General features: G+C 57.5%; 34 protein-coding genes. 3 read left to right on the top strand and 31 right to left on the bottom strand.

Annotated features, from left to right (window positions below; all coding sequences use genetic code 11):
- Positions 1-18 precede the first annotated feature (18 nt).
- The 5 genes from Q9451_RS33445 to Q9451_RS33425 form a co-directional block, all read right to left on the bottom strand.
- On the bottom strand, positions 19-1,833 hold the full coding sequence (locus Q9451_RS33445) for a phosphoadenosine phosphosulfate reductase family protein (protein ID WP_189671905.1): 1,815 nt from the start codon (positions 1,831-1,833) through the stop codon (positions 19-21).
- A 232-nt stretch (positions 1,834-2,065) separates the two neighbouring features.
- Positions 2,066-2,491 carry a phage protein NinX family protein gene (locus Q9451_RS33440; protein ID WP_172688616.1) on the bottom strand — a complete coding sequence of 142 codons (426 nt, stop codon included), beginning with the start codon at positions 2,489-2,491 and terminating at the stop codon, positions 2,066-2,068.
- 42 nt (positions 2,492-2,533) lie between these two features.
- Complete coding sequence (locus tag Q9451_RS33435; protein ID WP_172688615.1) at positions 2,534-2,767, bottom strand: hypothetical protein; 234 nt, start codon at positions 2,765-2,767, stop codon at positions 2,534-2,536.
- Between the two features lie 93 nt (positions 2,768-2,860).
- Entirely contained in the window at positions 2,861-3,352 is a 492-nt protein-coding gene (locus Q9451_RS33430) for an antirestriction protein (RefSeq protein ID WP_235375641.1), read from the bottom strand.
- Between the two features lie 48 nt (positions 3,353-3,400).
- Positions 3,401-4,060 carry a hypothetical protein gene (locus tag Q9451_RS33425; RefSeq protein WP_172688613.1) on the bottom strand — a complete coding sequence of 220 codons (660 nt, stop codon included), beginning with the start codon at positions 4,058-4,060 and terminating at the stop codon, positions 3,401-3,403.
- A 174-nt stretch (positions 4,061-4,234) separates the two neighbouring features.
- Between Q9451_RS33425 and Q9451_RS33420 the strand changes: the two genes are divergently transcribed.
- Positions 4,235-4,786, top strand: coding sequence for a hypothetical protein (locus Q9451_RS33420; protein ID WP_172688612.1), 552 nt, complete (start codon positions 4,235-4,237; stop codon positions 4,784-4,786).
- Between the two features lie 255 nt (positions 4,787-5,041).
- Here Q9451_RS33420 and Q9451_RS33415 read toward each other — a convergent pair whose 3' ends face one another.
- From Q9451_RS33415 to Q9451_RS33375, 9 genes are all read right to left on the bottom strand, one after another.
- A complete protein-coding gene (locus tag Q9451_RS33415; protein WP_023111044.1) occupies positions 5,042-5,419 on the bottom strand; it encodes a hypothetical protein in 378 nt (125 codons plus the stop codon).
- A gap of 422 nt (positions 5,420-5,841) precedes the next feature.
- Positions 5,842-6,165 (bottom strand): hypothetical protein, encoded by a 324-nt coding sequence (locus Q9451_RS33410; RefSeq protein ID WP_172688674.1) that lies wholly within the window; start codon positions 6,163-6,165, stop codon positions 5,842-5,844.
- An 8-nt stretch (positions 6,166-6,173) separates the two neighbouring features.
- Positions 6,174-6,794, bottom strand: a complete 621-nt coding sequence (locus tag Q9451_RS33405) for a YkgJ family cysteine cluster protein (protein ID WP_172688610.1) — start codon at positions 6,792-6,794, stop codon at positions 6,174-6,176.
- Positions 6,795-6,861: 67 nt separating this feature from the next.
- On the bottom strand, positions 6,862-7,074 hold the full coding sequence (locus Q9451_RS33400; RefSeq protein ID WP_172688609.1) for a hypothetical protein: 213 nt from the start codon (positions 7,072-7,074) through the stop codon (positions 6,862-6,864).
- Positions 7,075-7,188: 114 nt separating this feature from the next.
- A complete protein-coding gene (locus Q9451_RS33395) occupies positions 7,189-7,512 on the bottom strand; it encodes a hypothetical protein (protein ID WP_172688608.1) in 324 nt (107 codons plus the stop codon).
- Positions 7,512-7,928: a hypothetical protein gene (locus Q9451_RS33390; RefSeq protein WP_010794388.1), complete on the bottom strand. Its 417-nt coding sequence runs from the start codon at positions 7,926-7,928 to the stop codon at positions 7,512-7,514. Before Q9451_RS33390 ends, Q9451_RS33395 begins: the two co-directional genes overlap by 1 nt.
- A 220-nt stretch (positions 7,929-8,148) precedes the next feature.
- On the bottom strand, positions 8,149-9,186 hold the full coding sequence (locus Q9451_RS33385; protein WP_223290551.1) for a hypothetical protein: 1,038 nt from the start codon (positions 9,184-9,186) through the stop codon (positions 8,149-8,151).
- Entirely contained in the window at positions 9,183-9,620 is a 438-nt protein-coding gene (locus tag Q9451_RS33380) for a hypothetical protein (protein ID WP_172688607.1), read from the bottom strand. Before Q9451_RS33380 ends, Q9451_RS33385 begins: the two co-directional genes overlap by 4 nt.
- 86 nt (positions 9,621-9,706) lie before the next feature.
- Entirely contained in the window at positions 9,707-10,336 is a 630-nt protein-coding gene (locus tag Q9451_RS33375) for a hypothetical protein (protein WP_172688606.1), read from the bottom strand.
- A 209-nt stretch (positions 10,337-10,545) separates the two neighbouring features.
- On the opposite strand from Q9451_RS33375, the gene Q9451_RS33370 reads away from it, so the two are divergent.
- Positions 10,546-12,051, top strand: coding sequence for a Fic family protein (locus Q9451_RS33370; RefSeq protein WP_019437707.1), 1,506 nt, complete (start codon positions 10,546-10,548; stop codon positions 12,049-12,051).
- A 2-nt stretch (positions 12,052-12,053) separates the two neighbouring features.
- Here Q9451_RS33370 and Q9451_RS33365 read toward each other — a convergent pair whose 3' ends face one another.
- From Q9451_RS33365 to Q9451_RS33315, 11 genes are all read right to left on the bottom strand, one after another.
- Positions 12,054-12,602, bottom strand: coding sequence for a hypothetical protein (locus Q9451_RS33365; protein WP_044060658.1), 549 nt, complete (start codon positions 12,600-12,602; stop codon positions 12,054-12,056).
- Positions 12,603-12,641: 39 nt separating this feature from the next.
- Positions 12,642-13,589, bottom strand: coding sequence for a hypothetical protein (locus Q9451_RS33360; protein WP_044060659.1), 948 nt, complete (start codon positions 13,587-13,589; stop codon positions 12,642-12,644).
- 89 nt (positions 13,590-13,678) lie between these two features.
- Positions 13,679-13,927, bottom strand: a complete 249-nt coding sequence (locus Q9451_RS33355; protein ID WP_172688605.1) for a hypothetical protein — start codon at positions 13,925-13,927, stop codon at positions 13,679-13,681.
- Between the two features lie 26 nt (positions 13,928-13,953).
- On the bottom strand, positions 13,954-14,175 hold the full coding sequence (locus Q9451_RS33350) for a hypothetical protein (protein ID WP_172688460.1): 222 nt from the start codon (positions 14,173-14,175) through the stop codon (positions 13,954-13,956).
- A gap of 90 nt (positions 14,176-14,265) precedes the next feature.
- On the bottom strand, positions 14,266-14,607 hold the full coding sequence (locus Q9451_RS33345; protein WP_010792816.1) for a hypothetical protein: 342 nt from the start codon (positions 14,605-14,607) through the stop codon (positions 14,266-14,268).
- Positions 14,608-14,626: 19 nt separating this feature from the next.
- On the bottom strand, positions 14,627-14,788 hold the full coding sequence (locus tag Q9451_RS33340) for a hypothetical protein (protein WP_166729443.1): 162 nt from the start codon (positions 14,786-14,788) through the stop codon (positions 14,627-14,629).
- An 89-nt stretch (positions 14,789-14,877) separates the two neighbouring features.
- On the bottom strand, positions 14,878-15,246 hold the full coding sequence (locus tag Q9451_RS33335; RefSeq protein ID WP_065285165.1) for a hypothetical protein: 369 nt from the start codon (positions 15,244-15,246) through the stop codon (positions 14,878-14,880).
- Between the two features lie 22 nt (positions 15,247-15,268).
- The gene (locus Q9451_RS33330; RefSeq protein WP_172688604.1) at positions 15,269-15,763 is read right to left on the bottom strand and encodes a hypothetical protein; all 495 of its coding nucleotides are present in this window, start codon (positions 15,761-15,763) and stop codon (positions 15,269-15,271) included.
- A gap of 3 nt (positions 15,764-15,766) precedes the next feature.
- Positions 15,767-15,895, bottom strand: a complete 129-nt coding sequence (locus Q9451_RS33325) for a hypothetical protein (protein ID WP_255752582.1) — start codon at positions 15,893-15,895, stop codon at positions 15,767-15,769.
- A gap of 16 nt (positions 15,896-15,911) precedes the next feature.
- Complete coding sequence (locus tag Q9451_RS33320) at positions 15,912-16,403, bottom strand: hypothetical protein (protein ID WP_172688603.1); 492 nt, start codon at positions 16,401-16,403, stop codon at positions 15,912-15,914.
- A gap of 47 nt (positions 16,404-16,450) precedes the next feature.
- Positions 16,451-16,789 (bottom strand): hypothetical protein, encoded by a 339-nt coding sequence (locus Q9451_RS33315; protein ID WP_065285168.1) that lies wholly within the window; start codon positions 16,787-16,789, stop codon positions 16,451-16,453.
- A 209-nt stretch (positions 16,790-16,998) separates the two neighbouring features.
- On the opposite strand from Q9451_RS33315, the gene Q9451_RS33310 reads away from it, so the two are divergent.
- Entirely contained in the window at positions 16,999-17,700 is a 702-nt protein-coding gene (locus Q9451_RS33310; protein ID WP_010792823.1) for an ERCC4 domain-containing protein, read from the top strand.
- A gap of 79 nt (positions 17,701-17,779) precedes the next feature.
- Here Q9451_RS33310 and Q9451_RS33305 read toward each other — a convergent pair whose 3' ends face one another.
- From Q9451_RS33305 to Q9451_RS33280, 6 genes are all read right to left on the bottom strand, one after another.
- Positions 17,780-18,508 (bottom strand): hypothetical protein, encoded by a 729-nt coding sequence (locus tag Q9451_RS33305; protein WP_172688602.1) that lies wholly within the window; start codon positions 18,506-18,508, stop codon positions 17,780-17,782.
- A gap of 202 nt (positions 18,509-18,710) precedes the next feature.
- Entirely contained in the window at positions 18,711-18,887 is a 177-nt protein-coding gene (locus tag Q9451_RS33300; protein ID WP_010794375.1) for a hypothetical protein, read from the bottom strand.
- Between the two features lie 3 nt (positions 18,888-18,890).
- Positions 18,891-19,037: a hypothetical protein gene (locus tag Q9451_RS33295; RefSeq protein WP_010792826.1), complete on the bottom strand. Its 147-nt coding sequence runs from the start codon at positions 19,035-19,037 to the stop codon at positions 18,891-18,893.
- A gap of 81 nt (positions 19,038-19,118) precedes the next feature.
- Positions 19,119-19,298, bottom strand: a complete 180-nt coding sequence (locus Q9451_RS33290; RefSeq protein ID WP_010794374.1) for a hypothetical protein — start codon at positions 19,296-19,298, stop codon at positions 19,119-19,121.
- Between the two features lie 245 nt (positions 19,299-19,543).
- Positions 19,544-19,906 carry a hypothetical protein gene (locus tag Q9451_RS33285; protein WP_225877066.1) on the bottom strand — a complete coding sequence of 121 codons (363 nt, stop codon included), beginning with the start codon at positions 19,904-19,906 and terminating at the stop codon, positions 19,544-19,546.
- A gap of 35 nt (positions 19,907-19,941) precedes the next feature.
- Positions 19,942-20,319: a hypothetical protein gene (locus Q9451_RS33280; protein ID WP_021018541.1), complete on the bottom strand. Its 378-nt coding sequence runs from the start codon at positions 20,317-20,319 to the stop codon at positions 19,942-19,944.
- Positions 20,320-20,321 lie beyond the last annotated feature (2 nt).

The following is a 20,321-nucleotide window of genomic DNA, read 5'->3' as shown; positions in this document are numbered from 1 at the left end:
CATCCTCGTAGTTCGGGTTTAAAGAAACAGCGCCAGCTGCCCGATTAGGGCATTACGCTTGTCTTCTTCCTTTTTCTGGAACTTTGCTTGCAGGGTTTCGACCAGCGCATGCGGGTCATTGATGATCGGCATCAGACCGTGGAACCACGCCTGGTTGCCCACGCGCATCATCCGATCCCACTCTCCCAGGCTGCCCTTGTAGAGGGTTACAGTTCCGAGACCGACCAGGTAATGGACAACGCCCGAGGGGTTATCCAGCACCGAGATTCGGTTCAGGGCATAGTCGAGGTCGAACTCCCAGAACAATGCCGCACCTTCCTCGTCGATCTCGAACTCGTCACCGACGTTCGCGTTCTGAACGATCTTGCCGTTCGGAAGAACGGTGGTGTCTTCCCAATCCACGGCAGCAGCTTCCACGTTGCGGAATCCACGCCACGCGGCGAAATATTCCTCATCCGCGAAGGGAACCTCTGCACGGAAGGACACGTCCTTCTCGGTGTACTTCGGAATCGAGGCAAGATCGGGAATGTCGTAACGCTTGCCTTGCTCGTAGATCTCTTTCCAGGTGCGCAGGGCCATGAAGCTGCGTTGGTACTGGTACCGGCCCCAGAGGCAGTCCAGAGCGATCAGCTGGCGGTGGTCGAGCAGGTGGAAGCGCGGAGCAATACCCAGCTTGCGTGCAGCGATCTGCTCCCGGACTTGGATCGTCAGAATCAGGCGCAGCAGCTCCAGGGTATATTCCGGGGCGTAGGCGTTGGGAACGATCTTGATGGTCCCGGTTTCTTCGTTGATGGTGCGCGCCAGCCAGCAGCGCGCAGACGGATCGAAGTGTCGCGCCAGCATGTAGTTCCGCAGGTCGAGCAGGGGCTTCATCCAAGCGTGCTTTCCGCCCTCAGCCGAAATCATGTTTTCGGCGCTGGTGTCCTTCGAGATACGTCCGCAGGCCCAGCAACCTGTCCTGGCGGAGCAGGGTGGGCGGTTCTGCTCCCGGCCCGAGATGTACTGGTTGACCATGCAGTCCCCGCCGTTGGCGTCCCGGTAGATATCAACCAACTCTTCGAAGTCGGAGTAGGCCTCTATCTTCTCGGAGCGGACGTGCCCGATGTAGGTGAAGATTTCGAACGCATCCCATTCGGCGATCGGGCTCAACACGAGTTGACCATCTTCCATCGCATCGACAGCTTCCGTAGAACTCTCACCTCGAGCCTTCATCCGTGCAGCGCGCTGCGCGCTTTCCTCGAAGCGTGTGCCGATCAGGCTTACCAGATTTGCGTCTTTCGCTTTGACTCCATCCTTTTCGGCTATCCAGGCACGCACTTGGCGCTTGATTCGGTCCAATGCTGACTTCTTCATCATCTGTTGGCACTTGGTGTTGTTGCCCACCGACATGATCGTGCGGCCGGACAGCAGGCCAACGAGATAGTCGTTGGACAGATTTGGGGAGGCCACCCAAACACGAGTCTCGATACCGGCAGTTTTGGCGTAAGCCTTGATCGCCCTGATCTGGCCTTTGTTGTAGATCTCAATCACTGGATTTTCGAGACCTGTGTTCGAATGGATTACGTGCAGTGCCGGTACACTGTGGCCTTTAGCGATCAGATCGCGCAGGGCGGTAAACGCCAAATTCAGTGTCACGCTGCTGTCCTTGCCTCCCGACCAGGCCACCACTAGGCGACGACCTTCGCGCACCTGCTGCTTGATGGCCTCAACCGCGGCTTTCACCTTCTCGTCGAAGGTCAGGTCCACCACCTGCAGAAGAACCGGGGCAGGCTCTGCGGCGTCGAATAGGCCGGCTTGAATCGACTGGGTCAGTTTGGTTTGCGCGGAGGTCATGGTGCTGGGCTCACTGCGATGAATATCGGAATGAGCCCAGTTTCAGGGGCACCCGGTTGTGCCAGAACCGGCGTAGAGGAAAAGTTTCGAGTTGCTGCTCAGGGGAGATATGGGGGCCGCTGGATGCAACTCAGGGGCAAAGTTCAGTGCCAATAGCTGGAGTTGAACCAGGGATAGGGGGCAGGCGCCCCCTCAGTTTACGGAAGGGCTGATCAGGAGCCGAGAATTCGGTTCAAGCCGGTTGGACCAGCACTTTCGGGACTCGCACTACGGGGCCCATCTCTTTGGCGACGATTGCGCGGCAGGTGGCCACCTTGATGCCCTTGTAGGTTTCAAAGCTGGTGCCGGAGTCGAAGCAATGGGCGCTCCCCCAAAACTCACCTTGGCGGCTCGGGTCTCCCGATTCGTGGTTGCCCAGGACGATGTGGCGCTTCTCAATCAACGGGCCAAGCTGGCTCCAGTTGTTCGAGGGGCTGTACTTGTCACCGATCTTGGCCATCATGCCGCCAGGCGCTTTATCCCAGATCCAGTAGCCACCATTCGCGGTATTTCCGAAGGCCATCGGGTCGTACTGTATCGGCAGGCCTTCAATCGTTGCGATCGCCCAGTCCAGAGCCGCGTCGATCAGCTCGTCAGTTTGTACTTCAACCATATTCATCGTTGTGATCCTTCTTCCAGAGATGCGCCCTTGGGGTGTTGGTTATGCGATGACGCGATTCAAGAGGATCGCCGGGGCGGTGAGCTGGGGAGTTTGCTTGGCCGCTGTGATGGCCAGGATGCCCTTGCTGCAGCTGATCTGCAGAACGGCACCCTGATCGTCACGCGCCAGGATGGACACGCCCATCGACATAGCGACGTCGAAGCGCATGGCTCCAGATGCCACTGTGTAGCCGAGGGCGGTGAGTTGCTGGATTGGGGAGAGATGTTGGTTCATGGCTCATTACTCGCTTGTGCGTGGATGTAGCCATGTTCGGGCGGCTCAGCCTGTGCCACCACCATCGGCTGAGGTTTCTTTCAAGCTCCTCACTCAGTCGATGAACCGGCGGAACTGAGCGCTTTCCGGGTGCTTTGTCATCGGCAGAAGGCGATCCGCTTCTGTGGGTTCCTGCAGCTTTCCTTCCCGCAGCACGCACGTCATGAGGCCATCTACCGCATCGCGCAGTACGTCGTTGAGATTTCGCAGGTGCAGTGCTTCTTCCTCATCACCATGAAAGGCCGCTTGTTCGCAAAGGCCTACGAGAAGCATGGAATTCGCGATGAGGGACAGGGCCTCCAGGGACATCTCCAGATTGCACTGGCAAGCCTGCGATGCGACCACCACACGGTCTGCTTGCGGCAGAACCATGGCAACTGCACCGTTGTTGTACTCGCGGAGCTCCCAGAGACCGCCAGAAAACTTGCCCTCCATCAGCGAATTCATGACCGAATACAGGTTGTTTGCGAAGTTCGAGCTTTGGCGACCGATCTTCAGTTCCAAATGCTGTACAGCATGTGCATTGGGGATTACGCGGTAGGACACGTGGAAGACTCCAGGACGATGAGCCCCGGTCAGCCCGGGGCGAAGGGGTTAGATGGTGCTCGCGACCGGGGTGGCGACCAATTGGGAGGTGATGATGTAGTGCTGACGATGACCTTCAGCAGTGGGGTCCGGGCTAGAGCCCGCCTCTTCGTAGAGGTTGCGGATTGCCACTTCCTGGGCGGTTCCCTCATCCGCACAGCGCACGTGATAGACAGAATCATCATCATCATCTGCGAGTCTGCAGGTCACGGCATACAGGCTGCCATTCGGGTCCACCTCATGAACGACACTGCGCAGAGGGACGAGTACCGAAGTGGAGGGCTGGATCGAATCATTGAGGGCAGTTGCCAGACGCTCGATGTGCTCGCGGCAGCCGCTTGAAAGTACCTCGATCGGTGAGTCCGGGTTGTCGGTGTTTACGCAGAGCTCCCAGGCAATCCCAAGCCAGGTGCTGGCGCTACTGGCAGCGCAATAGAAATTCTGGTGCTCACTTGGAAGGAGGTTGACCTCCTCTTGGTCATAGATGAGGACATGCTCGTCGTCATAGAGCAGGGCAAGCCCGGGAGCCAGGCCCACGTCGTGCTGAATGCTGCTCAGCAGATCTTGGTCCTGGGCAGGATGGATCGACCTGAACAGGATCGGGGTGGCTGGATCATCAGTGTTCTCCAGCTGGCCAACCTGGCGGGTGAATGCGTTCGTAATCTTCATAGGTGGACACCTGTGGCCGTTGTGTTGATGAGGTCATTACACGGTGGTCAGGGGTGTGCCAGAAGCGGTTCGTGAATTGGAGACGGGTACTTTGGTTGGTACCAGCTATACAGGCGGAATAGCCTCATGGATGCAAGGTCGTCGCGCCTTGCCAATCCATAATAGGAGGCCTGAATGGCAAAGCCGGAAATCGACTGGTTGGTTTATGTGAATGGCGTGGAGGTAGGGCAGGTCCCCCACGAGGAAATGGAGCAGATCACCGCGACGGTGAAGCGCGACTGGGTGGTGTATGTCTCCCAGGGTGTGGAAATCCTGAAAACGGCGCTTCGGATGCTGAAGCTCGCAGTGATGTGTGCCCCGGCGGTTGCGTTGCTTCTACTGGTGTTCGACGCTCTTAGCTCGCCAGTTGAATTCGATCGTGACTTCCAGCTGCGATCTCCTCACGAGCTGGTTCTGGCATATGCTGCGTTCGGATACCTGATCGCGGGCGGCACCACGCTGGTCATGCTGGCTATGGGGTGCAGGTTTGGCTTCCAAAACCAGTTTACGGCCCGCGTCGTGCGCTCTACCAGGAGATTCCTGGCGGTACCAGCGGACGGTGAGGTGCAAATAGAAGGGATTCACCGCCATCCACAACCGCCCGTGATGAGTTGGTGGCGGATTCTCCGTGCAGCACTCAAACCGCTGTGCAAGAAAGGGGAGGTGCAACCACCGGCGCAAGGATGATCAAGGCAAAGACACGAAGGCCGGCTTTGCCGGCCTTTTAGATGGGGCTATCTGAGTCGCACCAGGAAGCCTGCGAGGGCGTTATCGATGCAGCTCCTGGCATCTAAGCCGACAGCCATGAACATGCCCGAGAGCCCATCAGGTGCTGCTGCAGCCTCCAGTCGAACACGAAGGAAACCGTCAGAGAACTCAGGTCGATACTTCAGAACCCAATCCAGACGTTCAGTCTCTGACCGTTCGACGCCCAGCGAATGATCAGAACAGCATTTCACCGCGCTCACCTTTTCTTCGGGCTTTCTCTCGAGCCTCTTTCAGCAATTCGTCGGGCCACGGAACCATGCCCGTGACGGTGCATTCTTCTATGGGGGCGATTGCGCCGGCGATACCGGTCAAGGTCACATGCGTTGCCTGCTCGCGAAGGCAGTAACGCATCTTGCCGCCCTGGAAGTCCCTGCAAGAGTCGAAGAGGATCTCGCCAAGGAAGTCGTCACCGAAATCAGGTTTCGATTCCACGCGGCACATGTAGCCGGTTACCCGGTACCGACCTGGTTCCTTGCCGAAACTGTCGGTGCCGTAATTGACAAGAGCCCCTACTTCTGGGGCCAGGATTTCTGCGGGGATAAGGTTCGACATGACAGTAGCTCAATGGTGAATTTGAGCCATGCTCACCCACTCTGCGCGGTGCCACTATCCCCGCCGGCGAGCCCATTCATTAGTCGCTCAAGCGCCTCACGGGTGGCGTCTTCAGCTTGCTCGAGAGCATCCTTGTGGCCCTGCTGATATGCGGTGCGAAGATTCTTTGCACTGAACTCCGGGTCACACCGTAGCTCACGAATGGCTCTACAGAGTTGCTCCACAAAGCCCTGAACATGGTCCAAGGTCACGGCGGGGAGTGCTGGCGTCTGACGGTGATTCTCGCTTTCCATGGCTTGCCTCTTGGGAGCACGGTAGGAAACAGACGTTGATAGGGCCAGTTGCCCTTGCTCCTATTTCATTCCGTGTTTGGGGCCATGAAAAGCGAAAATGGGGTGCGGAAATTCCCAGAATTGGCTGAATCACGCAACTCGGGTCGGGCGGTGTTGGGTAGGGGTGGGCACAGTATTGATGCTCTGGCCTTTTTTCGGCGTCAGCGCTCGGATGGTGTTCGACATTCCGTCAGCCATGTCGATCAGGTAGGTTGTCGAAAAGACACTCACGATCATTCCAACCAATCCCAGATGGCGAGCTACAGCGGAGGGGGCATGGTACCCGATGAACCCCAGCGCGATCACAGTTACGCCCAGCGCAACAGCATACCTGTCGATTTTGGTACGACGTGCGATCAGTTCATCCAGACTCCTGGTGCATGTTTGGGAGCGGGTACGGCCAACAGTATCCATACGGTGGTTCATTTCCTGGTTTGGGGATTGGGGAAATAGTGCCGAACATCTTCCATCGGCGATACGTGCATCACGGACATGTATCCGAACCAAAAGTCATTGAGGTTCAGATTGATCGCCGTCGAGTCGACAGGGGCGATGCGCGTATCGCACATGGCATTGGTGCCCGAAATGGAGAAGTGAAGCCTGCACGCCATGGGCCTGGAGTTGTAGATAGAGCAGGCATTCTGCTTCAGGAAGGGACAGGGTTGTCGGAAGTAACGGTTGGCAAGCTCACCGTCCGGCTCCCCGGAGGCAGACCGGGTGCGCTTCCTGCCAGTCGCCTCGGCGATGATGTCGGCCTCAACTTCATGGATGGCCACCGCAATATGGCAGCAGTGGCTGCAGGTCTTCTGGCAGGCCGAGTGAGGGACGATGGCCTCTGCAATCCGATCGCCAAGCTTCCGAAGGCGCATGTATTTTGCCTTGAGGCTACCCTTCTGGTCACCGATTTCGGCCGCCATCTCGCCTGCATTTACTATCCAGGGGGCGTCCCGCGCGATGCGGAAGGCATTTTCCTGGGCAGCCGCCTCCAGTGCCTCTCGCTTCGGCAAGCTGGTAATGTCGATGGTTGAGATCAGTTCATTCATAGGTTCGGATCGGGGAGTTAGATGGCCGACATCATAACGCCAAAGCCCCGCAATCCGAGGGGCCTGATCAGCTTTCCGCTCGGTACTGCTGCGGTGAGAGCCCTGTCAGCGCGGTGAATTTGGAGTCGATGCTCACGAGTTGGCGACGCCAGTTCGTCAGGGATAGCTCCAGCGCTTGAATTCCGGGAGTGCGCTCTAGGGCTCGTTGGTCGAGGTCAATGTAAGCGAGGATGAGTTCTCTGGCGCGAAAAAGTTTTTCGATTTGAACAGGGTCTTGCATGTGGGTGGTGCGTTCCTTCGTGGGGAAACTCCATTTGATGGAGATGAGTGAGGCATGGAACGGGCCAGCAGTTCATTCCGTACTTGAGGCCCGGGCCATTGAATCGGATGCTCGTCAGGATTGTTGAACGTGGTGCCGTGCGAGATCCCGCTGCGTCCGTACCTGATCGAGCAACTCCGGGCAAACCAAACGCCAGATCGGTGCAACAGCATGACCTGCTGAAAAGACGAGCCCGGTGTCCTCGAATCGGCTGGTGGCCAGGAGCTGCTGGGCCAGGTCTTCGTCGACATCCCAATTGACGCAGAACTCATCCGTCTTCAACAGCGCCTCCGGCACATTCACAGAGAGTGTGCAGTATGGAAGACTTTCCTCATCCCACACCTGCAGTGCGATGCCGAAATTCTTGTAGAGGTGTGCGGTGAAGGTGAACGTTTCCATCAGCCGAACACCTCTTCTGGTTTCCCGTGGATGATGGGAAGGGCGCTGCCTTCCATCCTGACGGCGGACATAGCCTCGTCCTCATAGCCCCAGATATTGGACTTGTCGGACTGTCGCTGGAAACCGAGCCAGAAAAGTGGGATCTGACGGCCGTTACGAATGTAGTCACGCATCGCTTCAACCAGATTCCGCATAGTTCCGCCGTGAGTGAAGCCGTGCCATTCATTGCCGAATGTTGCTGGGTGGGTATACACCCGTGCCTTGGAATAGTGATCGTGAAACCACACCCTGCCGCGGTGATCAAGTTCTAGCCGGGCAGTGGTGTTGGTCCGATCATCGAAGAAAAATCGCCGGCCATGCCTGGCGATGATTTGAATTAGCTGGTTGGCGTGCACCAGACGTTCTTGCTTGCTCATCTGTTTTCCTCCATGGGATAGAGCCACTGGAGCCGTCATCCTCAGGCATAACTGGAGGTGCCAACAGCATCCGGTAAGAGCGAGGCTATACCTGCCATCGAGAGGTTCAAGTCAAGTGGCGGGGTTCAAGTTCACTTAAGGGAGTGGGGCCGGTACCGCCCCACCTAAATAACGGGGTTTTGAGAATTTAGGTGTGACTGTTGCTATTCAGCAGAAGGCATCACAGCATGTCGCGGTGTTCTGCCTTAAGGCGATCCAGGTCGGCGTACATGTGATCGAATGCCCTCAACTCATGCTTCCAGAAGCCAAGCTCATCGCGATCGGGTTGATGGCTTTCAGGTTCCAGCTCAATCAGGCGCTCGAACGCTGCACGCCAGCTTTGTCGGTGACTGAGCAGATTGTCGGGGATTAGCAGGACACCGTTCTTAACTTGGGCCGCAAGGTAGAGAGAATGCCGCCCCTCGGGCAGCACTTGGCGACCATAGTCCGTCAGGTGGCAGAAAGAGGCCACTGGGCCGCGGCCGCACTTTGCAACCGGTTCAACGCCTTGAGCTGCGTCCGTTGCGATCTCGGCCAGCTGGTGTTGGAGCTGACTGAGCGAGCTGCGGAGCTCATCGATGGTCATTTCCATGCCGCCACACTGCAAGCGTAGATCTTGGTTCTCCTGCTCCAACCCCACCCGTACAGCGTCTTCAGGGAGGCAGTACATGGTACGAACCTCCAGGCCCTCTGCGCGCGCTTTCTCAGCGTCTTCAGTAGTGCAATCTTCCCAAAGCGGGTTGTGCCTTTCTCGACACTGGTGAATTGGTGTAGTGGTCGGGGAGCCTAGTAGCGCCAGCAGTTCGGCTTCCCGGAGTTGCCAGGCCGCCCGATCGCTGTCGTAGTTGAAGTCAGCCTGGGCGACCTTGAGTTCCAATGCGCGAACGAGTTGTGCCGCATGTTCATAGCGGATGAAAGCGCCTTCACCAGACAAGCGAGCAGTTTCACTTTGCTCGCAAAACTGGTCGAAGCGTGGGAGTGTGGCCAGATCGTAGGAGGCGTCTTCAGCAACCAGATCCTGGGGGCGCTCTGCGAAAATCATCAGGTGCTCTAGGGCACGATTGAACTCGTGGTCGACGTCGGCTTCCTCGCACTGAGTGGCGGAGTTGAACCATTCCTGGAGCATTTCCTGCATTTCTGCTCGGACCCGAGCAGACCAGGCGCGGGAGTCAGCACCAAGCCGGTTGGGAGTGGTCTGGGAGGGAATGTAGGTGTTCACGCCTTGGTCTCCATGGCCTTATCGATGTCTTCCTGGGTAAGAACATGCTCCTGGACGTTCTCGACAAGGCCGAAGTCGGGACGGCAATGCAGGCGCGCCCAAGCTTTGATCGGTTCAAGCAGTGCCTTCAGCTCGGCTTTCGCTTCATCAGAAGGCTCCGGGTAGTCCTCCACCCATTCGCCGCAGTCACTTCCCTCGGCCTCTTCTTGCATGTGAATGAGGACGTCATCAACCTCGGGGACGTATCCTGCAGGATCGGGGTACTGCATTTCGCCGCGGAAGACGGTGGAACCCACCATCAGGTGGTCGTTTCGCAAGAGGACTTTGGCCAGGCATTCGTTGCGCCAGTCCTCTCCATTGATGCTCCAGATAACTTTCCCATCGCGGGGATCGCAGTAGGACTGGGTGGTTGCCATGAGGGCTTGTTCGGTCATATCCGTTCAACTCCGCAAATTCACAAGGTCTAGCGAGTAAACCATCCGGGCTGCCGGGGATCACTCCAAGTCAGTGCGCTGAAAAATCACCCTGCAGATTGCAGGAACTGGATCTCGTCAGAGGCCAATTCGATGAGGCGATTTTGAAGGGCAGATGCACTGGCATTGCCCAGTTCGTCTTTGTTGAACAGCACTACGGCGTAGCCCTGTTCACGAAGCATGGAGATGGTCTGCTGGGAGGTATGAAGCACCTCGGCGACGCAGATGCTGATCGATTTGCTGTTGACGACGGCCGGAGTGTCCCCGGTCAGGCCACCATTGCCGATCATGGTGTTGATGGAATCGCTGATCTGGCGACCGAGTTCGCTCTCGGTGGCGCTCGGGCTACCTGGTTCGCCGTCGTTCACGCCCACTGTGCCATGGATGGTTGCTACGAAGCGCAGCTGGCGGATGCCTTTCTCGTCAGCCACCAGGCCCTTTGGGGGTTCTACCACCCTGCTGGCGCTGGGCTCGAGCAGGGAGTCATCAAGGAGCGACTGGATCTGGCCATTTACCCAGGACCAGTAGCCGCTGGTGGTGTCGTCTGTTGCGACGGCGTTGCGCCAGTCTTCACGGGTGAACGTCGGGTGTTGGCCGCCGCCGGCGAGACTGTATTTCTCCTCGAGCTGAACGGCGGACAGATGGATGTCTTGGTCGGTGCTGTTGCGCAGTTGCATGATGAAAACCTCATTCGTGGTTGATGAGGCATATCGTCAGCGGGTGAGGGATGTGGCAGAAGCGACGGAGGGTAAGATTTTCGTTACCCCTGTTTCGGATTGAAGCTGGCAGGTGAAGAAAAAATCGGCATACTCGCCAGAACTAAAGATTTTCTTGGCCGAGTGAAAAAAAACTTGGGAACCAGGGTGGAAATGTAAGGAATTCCAGAATGCAGGCAGCAGGATACGCACTTCTTCACGAGCGGCTGGCGCTCTCGGCGGTACCACTACGTCTTCCAGCCATTGTACAGCCTGTGACTCGTCTTGAGCGCATCGGCCAAACCCTGGCGGTACCGCCAGCCATCGCGCCAGCCACAGATGACCTACTGGGGAATGTACTGTTTGCCCTCAAGCATGAGGGCATCAATCTTTCGATTCTCGCGCAAACGCTCCCCCTGATTCCGGTTGAAGAGTTTGAGCGGGCGCTACAGGCCGCACCCAATGGGATCTATATCAGAAAGGCCAGTTTCTTGAGAGAAGCCTTCACTGGGGAGCAACTAGCCCAGCATGCCCCAGTCCGCGGGCCCTTCGTCCACTTGTTCGATCCGGAGCGCTACATCACAAGGCCTGGCAACCGGAACTCGAAGTGGCGAGTTGAATTTAATGGCCTTGGCGATCTCACCTACTGTGCCACCGTGGAGCGGACACCTGCCATAACCGAGCTGCTCGAGCACGATATTCTTGGCCGCGCGAAAGCTTTCATGGAGTCTCTCCCGCCGGGAATGATGGATCGCGCCATCAACTGGGCCTACCTGAGCGAGACGAAGGACAGTTTCGCGATCGAGCGTGAGGCTCCAACGGAAGACAAGTCACGGCGCTTTATCCAACTGCTGCGCCAGGCCCATGAGCGCCAACCGCTGACTGAGGAATACCTGGTTGGGCTCCAAAACGCGACAGTCGCAAATCCTTACGATCTTGCCGCTGCCTTCCGGCATGAACAGAACCACCTCGCTGGCGCTCTTCAAGGTGCTGCAGGGGTGACATATGTGCCGCCGCCACCTGAGCTCTGCAGGGAACTGATGGAGAGCCTGATGGGGTTTGCCAACGAGGCCCCCATGCAGATCGATCCACTTGTTGCCGCGGGAATCATCTCCTTCGGTTTCGTATTCCTGCATCCATTCATGGACGGCAATGGCCGGCTTTCTCGTTTCCTCATCCACCAAGCGCTTTGCCGTGCCGGCGCGCTGGAGAATGGTCTACTGCTGCCTGTGTCCGTGGCCATGAAGCGAGAAGAGCGCATGTACCTGGAAGCGCTACAGACGTTCTCGCGCCCGGTACGAGACTTCTGGGATGTGCAGTGGATCGACTATGGCCAACTAGCCTTCCAGTTCCGCGGGCACCCGGCGGTATACCGCTTCTGGGATGCTACGCCTTGCGTGACCTTCACTATGGTAATGGCCAGACATGCATTGGAGGTTGAGCTAAGGGAGGAAACTGCGTTCTTGGAGTGCTTTGACGCTGTCTATAGGGCCGTAGACGAGCGATTTGATGTTCGCGGCAGTGAGTTGGCACAGCTGGTAATGATGTGCCTGACCAACCAGGGGATCGTTTCGAAAAACCGGCGAAAGCAGTTCCAGTACACGGTGCCTGAGGAGGTGTTCGAGTTCATCGAGCAGGTCGCCCAGCAGGTACTGGGCGACCAACGCAACGAGGGCAACGTTGGGGAAGGCGAGTAGGGTTAACCCTTCCGGAGACCATGCTCCGGGTGCCGGCTGCATTTGCAATTGTCCATGTAGAGCTTCACTGCGTCTTCGTTGGACATTTCGGCTGGCGCTTTCTGCAGGGTCTTGTCCTTCAGGATGCAGAGGCAACCACTTTCGAAGTAGTCGCGCATCTGTGCGTCATTCTCATCCCATGCCGTGATGTAAACGCCAGCCAGCTTCACCAGGTAGGTCAACTGCCGGTTAGCTGATCCTGCACGGCCAGCATGAGCCTCCGCCGGTTCATCTCCACGGCGAGGAGTGATGGTGGCCAGCGAGTATTCGAAGGTGTTGTCGCAGCGGCTCAGGAAGTCGTAAGCCTCTTCCGGAGCGTCTTCACTCACTTTGCGCTTCAATTCGCGCACCTCGCGCAAGGCTTGCTCCATCGCGGAGTGCGCTTGCAGGGCCTCATCGTCGACCAGCGCCAGCCAATCGCCGGCACGGGGTTTGGCCAGTGCCTCCGACAGCACCTTGGCTGCATGCGTGGAAACGGTGCTGACGAGACGGACAACTTCGTGGAATTCCATTTGATGATCCTGATCTAGTAGTTCGGACAAGACATATCGTCAGGCTACCAGAGGTGTGCCAGCATCCCTGCGGCGACGATAGACCTTCTTTTTCGGGTCAGGTATCGACCACCCCCCAGGGATCAGCGCGCGAAGGTCATAGCCCATCATGAAGAGCCCTGCTTCGAAGGCATGGCACCGGTGAGCCAGGGAACTGTCCTCACCTTTGAACAAGGTAGTCCGCTCGAGCACGGCTCGCATGATCCAGCCCAGGATCAGCTGGCGCTGCGCCCAAATGTGAGGGCTTTGGTAGAGGAGCTGGGGAGTCCCGTTGTAACCGCGCCCGAGCATTGCGGGATTGCGGATCTGTCGAATCCTGTCAGATTCTGGATCGTCGAGCCCCGGTCCCCAGCCGAACATCCGGTGCGAAGCCTGGCCGGCGGCCCGAGCCTCTGACGAACCCCTATACAGGTGGTAGAGCATAGCGATCGCCGCCCCGACTCTTCCGTCATAGATGGGGGAACCATCCGTATCCAAAAGCGCATGGACTTTAGTCAGGCCCGAGTTGAATCTGCTGAACCGTTGTTTGGTGAGATCTGAAAGCTTCTGAGTGCCTGCAGGGCTCAAAAGGGGTTGCCGGTCGGTCAGGTACTTGACCAATTGGCCATTCTGGCTGAGTTCCAGGAGAAAGCCCTTCGAAGACGGCACATTCCCCCAATCGAGAATGGCGGCACAGGCGCTGAACGTATCGTCCTGGTCTTCGGCCTGTACTGCCGATCTGAGGTCTTCCCGAAGAGCATCCAGCCGGACTTTGACTGTTGCCCATTTGCCCTTCCATTGGTATTGGCCCTGTACGGCTTCGATGCCTTGAACTTGCACATCTAGCCCCCTGGGAACGAACTGACTGGGAAGGCACTTGAGGTGTACTTGGAGAGTGGGTAGGTGGTTGGTCAGCCAGCGGACAAATTGTTCGACATCTGGCTGGGCGAGGAAGTGTTCCCTTTCCATGATGGCTCCTGAGGGATGGAGCCATCGAGGATACGACCACCACTACCTAACTGCGAGTGGCTAACGTACGCCGGCGGCAATGAAAGATGTCATGGCTGGGTAAGCCTGGCTTCAAGTACATCGGCCGCGACCAACATCGCCGTCTTGGCATCCCCCATATTCCGATGGGCCAAGCTGCCGAGGGCCAGGTGGAGAGGTCTGCCTTTGAAGTCTGCCGGCGGGCGATTCTGGATTGCGTCGGCGGCCAGGACCATGACGGTCTGACAGTCGCCGATGCTTTTCCTGGCCAACCGGCGTAGCTCGTCGGTCAATGGCCGACCGTTGAACTCTTCCATCATGCTCAACTCCTTCCTGCAGTCTGCCGCTACTTGAAATCTCCGCGGTAAGGTTGTTTTTGGGTCGGGAAGGGAAGGCCCTTCTTCTTCAGCCGGGAGCGAACTGCCTGAGCCTTCTTGGTGGCCTTCTCCCGGCTCTCCGCCGGGATCTGGTACACCTCGCTGAATTCGTAGTCAGAATCCTCTGGCCTTCCACCTGTGGTCCAACTTCCAACAGGGAAGCGGGCAACAGTCCAGAGCCTGGTTTCCATGTGAGTCTCCTTGTGATTTTTTGTTTTGACAGCGGATTGGAACGCTGCGCCCATGATCTTGCTGGTCGAACGGTGCCACAACCATCGTTCTTAGTAGAACTCGACCTTCCCGTCAGCGCTCCGGCGCTCTCCAGAATGAGTCTCTCGATGCCAACCTTCGGGCCTGGTCTCGTAGTCATCCCAGTCCTCTAGGGCGCAGAGGGTAGCCATCAGGTCGGAATAGCACCAACGCCTTGAATAGCTCGTTACGGTGACGTCGGCCACGATGGCGTAGGTGAACATGAATTTGATGACGCCGGCGACGCGCCCGCAAGGGAATCTCTTGGTGTCCAGGAAGTAGCCGCTGGCCTTCATGTCGGCCAGTTCGTCATCACTGGGTGGCGGCAGGCTGGTCGGGTGGCTTCCCAGGACAGTTTTCTGTTGAGGACGCATGATGCAGCTGATCCTTTGGTCAAAGCTCGAGGGCGCGGCGCGCATTCTGAAGGCTGCACCCCGTCTCAGCACGGAAAGCCTTGATAGCGTCAATCGCCTTTCCGTTGGCAATAAGCGCCTTGCACTGTTCCATCAGGCTTTTGGGAACGGTGATCCCTGCATAGGTGGTTTCGTTGATCATCGTTAGACCTCTGTTCTGGAAGGTAGCTATGCCGCGGTAGTGTTGTCGAATTTGTACTGCCGGCCAGACTGTGCCACCAGGTGCGAGGATCAGAAGCTCGCCAGTACGCTGCGAGCTCGAGGCTCATCAGCACCTGTGCGGCGCATGTAGGCATGCAGCGCGCGCTCATGGCCTTCCTCTTCAACCAGTCGTTTCGCAAGCCGCCGCGCGAGCGGCTCTGTCGCCGCGGTGCGCAGGTCAGCAAGCCAGGGGCGCTTGTCCCAGCTGGCAGCGTATCCAGAATGCGCATCGATCATGGTCAAGGCTGCAGCTTCGATTGCCTGGCTGTCATCAGCCGCGAACGCTTGGCTTGCAGCCTGAATCCAGCCTTCAGGCAAGGCGGGTACTGTGGCGCGCTGGGTCTCGGCCGTCTTGAGGGCGACCGCCAGGGCCGCTTTGAGATTGAGGTTCGCATCCATGAGTTCAGTTTCCAAAATGAGATCAGAGGGCTTCTGCGTCCGCCACTGCTTTGCACTTACGTGCGGCAGGGGCGAGGACCTTCTCTATGATGCGGCCAGAACCGTCCTGCCAGTCCCTGAAATTCAGGTCTGGGTCGAGACGAGTCAGGATCTTTGCCGCCGCGGCACAAGCCTTTACCACCTTGTCGTAGTCCGAGGCTTTCACACACTCCAGGTCGTCTTGTCCAGGACGGAACACTTTCAGACGCGCAGCACACCGAGAGCTGGTTTCTCCTTCACGCTCCGTGACTACACGGCAGCGTCGAGCAGCATCAGCGAGCGCCCGCTCAATGCTGTATCCGGTGGTGCCTTCCTCCCAATCCTTGAATGCCAGGGTGGGATCAATTCTCTTGAATGCCGCGAGGGTTTCTGCGCAGGCCTTCACGTTGAAATCGAAATTGTCGGCGGGAACACAAACCATTTCTGCCGAGCCTGCACACACCTCGATCCGGCGCGCTTTCTCTATCTTCCGAGCCATCAATTACTCCTCGGTGTCCGTCCATGTGGATGCCAGTTCATCATCCTGGGCATCAAGTGCTTCTTCGTCAGCGTCGATTTCCAGAGGGTTGTCGTCCATCCGGTCAAGCGCCAGATCATCGTCAACGTGCATTGAGGGCCTCTACGCTTTACCGAGCTGACCGGGCAAACTTCAACGCTTCGATTTCAACGAGGCGCTCGGCTTCCTGGTACTCAGAGCCACTACTGGTATATTCCGCGCAGATGCGGGCCAAATCTCTGAACTTGCCGCTCTCAGGGAGGCAGCCAAGCTGTAGCCAGTGCAGCACCTCGCCTGCGAGAACTGCGAGATTGATGTGCGCTACACCCTGTGCGCGCTTCTTCGACTCAGCTTTCAAGGCTGTCTGCAACTCGTCGACGATCGCTTGGTTGTCCAGCAAGGTGAATTGCCGGCCAACGTATGCCTTGACGATGTCCTCGGAACTGGGCATCTGGCCCTTGTTGATGTTCACGTTGCACCGGCCAGCAATCTGGGCGGTACCGTTGAAGAACACGACCTTGGCGATCACGTCGTCGCCCTGGTAGTCCTCTGCCAGGGTTCCATAGGCGAATCGGTGGCCATCCAGGGGTGCCTTTACCGAATGGAAAATGCTGATGTGCATGCTTTGTCTCCGAATGCTGGCTTGGCCCAGGCCGGTTCTAGACCGGTTTACTTTTGGCTGCGCGCCAGCAGGCGCAGCATGACCGCCGGCACATTCGACTTCTTGGCGACATGAGCCGGAGGCACGCTCATCGCACCTTCGCTGTCGCAGGGTTGCCGATCGTTGCGGCGTACAATCATGGCGGGTACGGTCAGCCCTTGTTTTCCGGCGGCAGCGCTCACAACCAGCTTGCCTTCGTTGCTGCTGATCTGCAGGTCATTGCCATTTTCGTCACGGACAATGATCGAGGTGCCCATCGACATCGCGGCCTCAAAGCGCATGGCACCATTGACCAGGTCGTAGCCGAGATTGGCCAGTTGTTCGACAGGGGAAGGCAGGGTGTTCATGGGGCTCTCCTAAGCGCGTATTTGGTTGATGAAGCGATCTTCACAGTGATGAGAGTGTGCCGCCACCCCTTATCCTGAGAAATATCGAGCCTGCCAGGCAACTGCTTATCGCCTTGAATGGCCTGCTCTCCAGGGCAGCGTTTCGACGTGGTCAGAGCTGAGTCACCCGTTATATTGAGGTCGATCCCCAAATTCGGTCAGGAAAGGCAATGGTCAAGATCTTTGTGGACGCCCGGGAAGTCCCTTCACGTATTCCCGATGCCCTGCGCGAGATGGGCGCAGAGGTTGAAATCGTGAACCTGGAGGTTGGGGACTACGTCCTGAGCGCCGATCTAGTGCTGGAGCGGAAAACCGCCATAGACTTCTGCATGAGCGTTACCGATGGCAGATTCATCAACCAATCCAGCAAGATGATGATGAATTTCAAGCGCCGAATCTGGCTGATTGAAGGCGACGTCTATTCCACCAGGGCCCAGATTCATCCTGACGCACTGGATGGAGCACTGAGTTACCTGGCAGTCGTGCTCCAACAGACAGTGCTCTGGTACAAGGCCCCCAGGCGTGCGGCCGGAATGATCTACCGGCTAGCCAAGCACGAGCAGGAAGGACTCGACTACGTGCCTGCCACTCGCAAAGGTAAGGTGCCCGCCGGCGTTGGCCAGTCTTTATTCACCCTGGAGGGTTTGAATGGTTGTGGCCCAGTTGCCGCGCGCAAACTCCTCGAGCACTTCCGTTCCGTACATGCGGTGATCAATGCGTCGGTGGAGCAGCTGTGCGCGGTGAAGGGGATAGGTCCGAAGAAGGCTCAGGCTATCTACGACGGGATTCACTTCCAAGTTTCGGAAGGCATGTCTGTTGAAGAGCAGCCCAGTCTCTTTGCTGATCCGCCGGCATCAGATCCGTTGGTTTGAATCCTAGTAACGGCGAAGAAAGCCCCTGCAAAGCAGGGGCTTTTTGCTGGCGTAGGTCTTTGCAGTTGAGACCAGTGTCCTAGTCTTGCCCGTACTCGAAGTACACCGCATGGAAGGCGTGGTGAGAGGCGGCTTCTGCAGCAATACCAGCAGCGGTGAGAGCTGAAGCCAGGATCTGACTATCAGCCCTGTTGCCCACCTGGATCGACCAGCGACGCCCAGGCTCCTGGGGTTTGATCTGGACAACTTGGACTCCGAGGAAGAAAGCGGCTTGCATCAGCGGGCCGGCCTGGCTGGCATCAAGGGGCGATGTGCGCAGTATCTCCGCTGCTTTCTGAACCTGCAGAGGCTGCACAACCCCGTCAAAGTCCACCGAGGTGTCGAGCGGAACATTGTAGTGCTCCAGAGGGACACAGCCTGCCCATGACGACTCAAATACGTCCGGAACCTCGGGACCGAACTGATTCCAAACGATGGCCAGGCAGTAACCGTGAATAGGGTCTGCGACGCGGAAAGCTTGGGGTTCACCGGCCGGTTGATCAGCAGCCCCGATCGCGGAAGGGGACTGCCCAGGTAAGGATATTGACCAGAGCCCATCATGGTCGCAGTGAGTCGAAAGTCGGAGACGCAGTACCTCTGGCCAAATTGTGGCGATGTCGGTGAGGGGACTGAAATCCTGATCCCGATATCGGATTGTGCCTTCCCAATAGTCGAAGGGTGCCCAGCTGCCAGAGGACTCGTCGAAGCCGCCCATTGCCAGGGCCACGTACAGGTTGAGCAGATTGCCTTGAAGATCCAGCGTTTTCATGTGGTGTGTTCCATGGCAGAAGATGCTGCCATAGTCACGGCCCAGAGGGAGTGCCACTATCCCTGCTCTTGATATTTGGAGTGAAATTGAGGCCTCGGAGCCCTGCTGGCAGTTTCGCATGCGAAATTTGAAAGGGAGCATGGCTTCATAACGCAAAGGCCCCTCAATTTTGAGGGGCCTTTTACTAAGCGGTCGCCACGAATTACTGCTGGCGCTTTGATGTCTCTGCCTTCGCGCATTCGTAGCCGTCGACATAATCTTCGTACTGGGCACTGCCGATGCGCAGTTTGCGGAGTGCGCTCTGCTCAAGCGGTACCCCGCAGTGGTAGGCCTGGCGGCCTGCTTCGAAAGCGATCGACTTCTCTTGCTTGGCGGCCATAGGTCAGTCCTGGATTTCTACTTCGACATTGAACCCGGGCAGATCGGGTTGCGCGTCATCCAAGGCTGCCACTACGTGGTCATGAAACTGTTGCTCAGTCATGTCCATGTCAGCGAGTTCGTCGGCGGTGAGGGATACCTTCACGATCATTTTCTATTCCATCCAATGGTTGAGTTGATGGGGCTATCCTACCGGAGCTGTCGAGTGCCACCAGTAGCTGCCGGAATATGCCTAACTACGATCCCTGGTGGCATGGTCCACCAGAAACTCCAGCCATAGCCCTTCGTTGTTGTCGTCGAGAACAAGCGGGAAGTGCTCCGGGTTTTCCGCGTGGGACTTGCGGTATTCCGAGGCGAAGGACTCCAGGTCCTTCTTCATCTCTTCGATGAATTCGTCGAGGCTTTGTGCCATATATTGGGCCCTGATTGCATGAAATGAACTGTCGCCAGGATGGGGCTGGCTGTAGGGGGAGGATTGGAGAGCAGCCTGCTGACACCTGCCAGCGCTCTCTGCCGCCGCTGCGAGGGCGCATCTTGCGCTATCCCAGCCTCATCCCTGGGGCCGTGTCCGCGGACGGTGCTACTGGGTTCCGGTCAGGCCGCTCTCCAATCCTCCCTATTCCAACCATACCGGTTAGGGCGGGTGCCACAAGGGCATCAATGCAGAGGCAGATTCAACTGCCAGTTTGCATGTGCCTCTTCGAGGATCTGCGCTGCCTCTTCATCATCGGAATCGCAGCCTCGCCCAGCGCCGAGGCCCTCGGCGTTCATTTTCTTCAGCGCCTCCTCGCCAGCATTGCTCCCGCTCATCTCATCGATGATCCGCCAGGGCTTAACGGCATCAGCGTCCAAGTAGCGGTAAGGGTCGAGCACCAGGCCGCAAGAAAAGGTGTTGTCCGCATTCTGGATCAATGCACGGCAGTTCCGATCATCACCAAGCGCGATACCGAGGTCACAGACCTGAGCGATACAGCAAAGGCCGCAACCGTTGCATGGATCGCCCTCGGCTGGCTTGTCCAAGACTACTGCTTCAATTAGCTGCCAGCGCAAGGCGATTACCTCCAGAACTTCAGAGTAAAGACCGACAGAACAGAGGCCATGCCGAAGATGCAGGAGCCAAACATCACCTTGTTGAGAGCTGATCGGATGATCGGCTCCCTGTTGACAGACATCCCGTTGAGCCTGGCCCCACTAAGGAATAGGGCCGAGTAGAGTTTGTGCAGAAAATAGACAACGACCAGATTGAAAACTGCACCGAACACCATCTGGAGCTGGATTCGTTCAACCAATGCCGTATCTCCCTTTTTGAGGGCGAGGAGATAGAACTCTTCGAACAGGTTGGCGCAGATGTACATGCTGCCTGAGGCAAGCGCAGCAATGACGATGCCGGCAACTACAAGCTCGAAGATTGGGTTTGAGAATATGCTGCGCATGA

It is taken from the genome of Pseudomonas sp. NY8896 (assembly GCF_039634505.1).
This window is presented reverse-complemented; position numbering and strand designations above follow the sequence as displayed.

Excerpts from the sequence above, each read along its gene's own strand:
- Q9451_RS33445 (WP_189671905.1), bottom strand. The coding sequence starts at position 1,833 with ATGACCTCCGCGCAAACCAAACTGACCCAGTCGATTCAAGCCGGCCTA.
- Q9451_RS33440 (WP_172688616.1), bottom strand. The coding sequence starts at position 2,491 with ATGAATATGGTTGAAGTACAAACTGACGAGCTGATCGACGCGGCTCTG.
- Q9451_RS33435 (WP_172688615.1), bottom strand. The coding sequence starts at position 2,767 with ATGAACCAACATCTCTCCCCAATCCAGCAACTCACCGCCCTCGGCTAC.
- Q9451_RS33425 (WP_172688613.1), bottom strand. The coding sequence starts at position 4,060 with ATGAAGATTACGAACGCATTCACCCGCCAGGTTGGCCAGCTGGAGAAC.
- Q9451_RS33420 (WP_172688612.1), top strand. The coding sequence starts at position 4,235 with ATGGCAAAGCCGGAAATCGACTGGTTGGTTTATGTGAATGGCGTGGAG.
- Q9451_RS33415 (WP_023111044.1), bottom strand. The coding sequence starts at position 5,419 with ATGTCGAACCTTATCCCCGCAGAAATCCTGGCCCCAGAAGTAGGGGCT.
- Q9451_RS33410 (WP_172688674.1), bottom strand. The coding sequence starts at position 6,165 with ATGGATACTGTTGGCCGTACCCGCTCCCAAACATGCACCAGGAGTCTG.
- Q9451_RS33405 (WP_172688610.1), bottom strand. The coding sequence starts at position 6,794 with ATGAATGAACTGATCTCAACCATCGACATTACCAGCTTGCCGAAGCGA.
- Q9451_RS33400 (WP_172688609.1), bottom strand. The coding sequence starts at position 7,074 with ATGCAAGACCCTGTTCAAATCGAAAAACTTTTTCGCGCCAGAGAACTC.
- Q9451_RS33395 (WP_172688608.1), bottom strand. The coding sequence starts at position 7,512 with ATGGAAACGTTCACCTTCACCGCACACCTCTACAAGAATTTCGGCATC.
- Q9451_RS33390 (WP_010794388.1), bottom strand. The coding sequence starts at position 7,928 with ATGAGCAAGCAAGAACGTCTGGTGCACGCCAACCAGCTAATTCAAATC.
- Q9451_RS33380 (WP_172688607.1), bottom strand. The coding sequence starts at position 9,620 with ATGACCGAACAAGCCCTCATGGCAACCACCCAGTCCTACTGCGATCCC.
- Q9451_RS33375 (WP_172688606.1), bottom strand. The coding sequence starts at position 10,336 with ATGCAACTGCGCAACAGCACCGACCAAGACATCCATCTGTCCGCCGTT.
- Q9451_RS33370 (WP_019437707.1), top strand. The coding sequence starts at position 10,546 with ATGCAGGCAGCAGGATACGCACTTCTTCACGAGCGGCTGGCGCTCTCG.
- Q9451_RS33365 (WP_044060658.1), bottom strand. The coding sequence starts at position 12,602 with ATGGAATTCCACGAAGTTGTCCGTCTCGTCAGCACCGTTTCCACGCAT.
- Q9451_RS33360 (WP_044060659.1), bottom strand. The coding sequence starts at position 13,589 with ATGGAAAGGGAACACTTCCTCGCCCAGCCAGATGTCGAACAATTTGTC.
- Q9451_RS33355 (WP_172688605.1), bottom strand. The coding sequence starts at position 13,927 with ATGATGGAAGAGTTCAACGGTCGGCCATTGACCGACGAGCTACGCCGG.
- Q9451_RS33350 (WP_172688460.1), bottom strand. The coding sequence starts at position 14,175 with ATGGAAACCAGGCTCTGGACTGTTGCCCGCTTCCCTGTTGGAAGTTGG.
- Q9451_RS33345 (WP_010792816.1), bottom strand. The coding sequence starts at position 14,607 with ATGCGTCCTCAACAGAAAACTGTCCTGGGAAGCCACCCGACCAGCCTG.
- Q9451_RS33340 (WP_166729443.1), bottom strand. The coding sequence starts at position 14,788 with ATGATCAACGAAACCACCTATGCAGGGATCACCGTTCCCAAAAGCCTG.
- Q9451_RS33335 (WP_065285165.1), bottom strand. The coding sequence starts at position 15,246 with ATGGATGCGAACCTCAATCTCAAAGCGGCCCTGGCGGTCGCCCTCAAG.
- Q9451_RS33330 (WP_172688604.1), bottom strand. The coding sequence starts at position 15,763 with ATGGCTCGGAAGATAGAGAAAGCGCGCCGGATCGAGGTGTGTGCAGGC.
- Q9451_RS33325 (WP_255752582.1), bottom strand. The coding sequence starts at position 15,895 with ATGCACGTTGACGATGATCTGGCGCTTGACCGGATGGACGACAACCCT.
- Q9451_RS33320 (WP_172688603.1), bottom strand. The coding sequence starts at position 16,403 with ATGCACATCAGCATTTTCCATTCGGTAAAGGCACCCCTGGATGGCCAC.
- Q9451_RS33315 (WP_065285168.1), bottom strand. The coding sequence starts at position 16,789 with ATGAACACCCTGCCTTCCCCTGTCGAACAACTGGCCAATCTCGGCTAC.
- Q9451_RS33310 (WP_010792823.1), top strand. The coding sequence starts at position 16,999 with ATGGTCAAGATCTTTGTGGACGCCCGGGAAGTCCCTTCACGTATTCCC.
- Q9451_RS33305 (WP_172688602.1), bottom strand. The coding sequence starts at position 18,508 with ATGAAAACGCTGGATCTTCAAGGCAATCTGCTCAACCTGTACGTGGCC.
- Q9451_RS33300 (WP_010794375.1), bottom strand. The coding sequence starts at position 18,887 with ATGGCCGCCAAGCAAGAGAAGTCGATCGCTTTCGAAGCAGGCCGCCAG.
- Q9451_RS33295 (WP_010792826.1), bottom strand. The coding sequence starts at position 19,037 with ATGATCGTGAAGGTATCCCTCACCGCCGACGAACTCGCTGACATGGAC.
- Q9451_RS33290 (WP_010794374.1), bottom strand. The coding sequence starts at position 19,298 with ATGGCACAAAGCCTCGACGAATTCATCGAAGAGATGAAGAAGGACCTG.
- Q9451_RS33280 (WP_021018541.1), bottom strand. The coding sequence starts at position 20,319 with ATGCGCAGCATATTCTCAAACCCAATCTTCGAGCTTGTAGTTGCCGGC.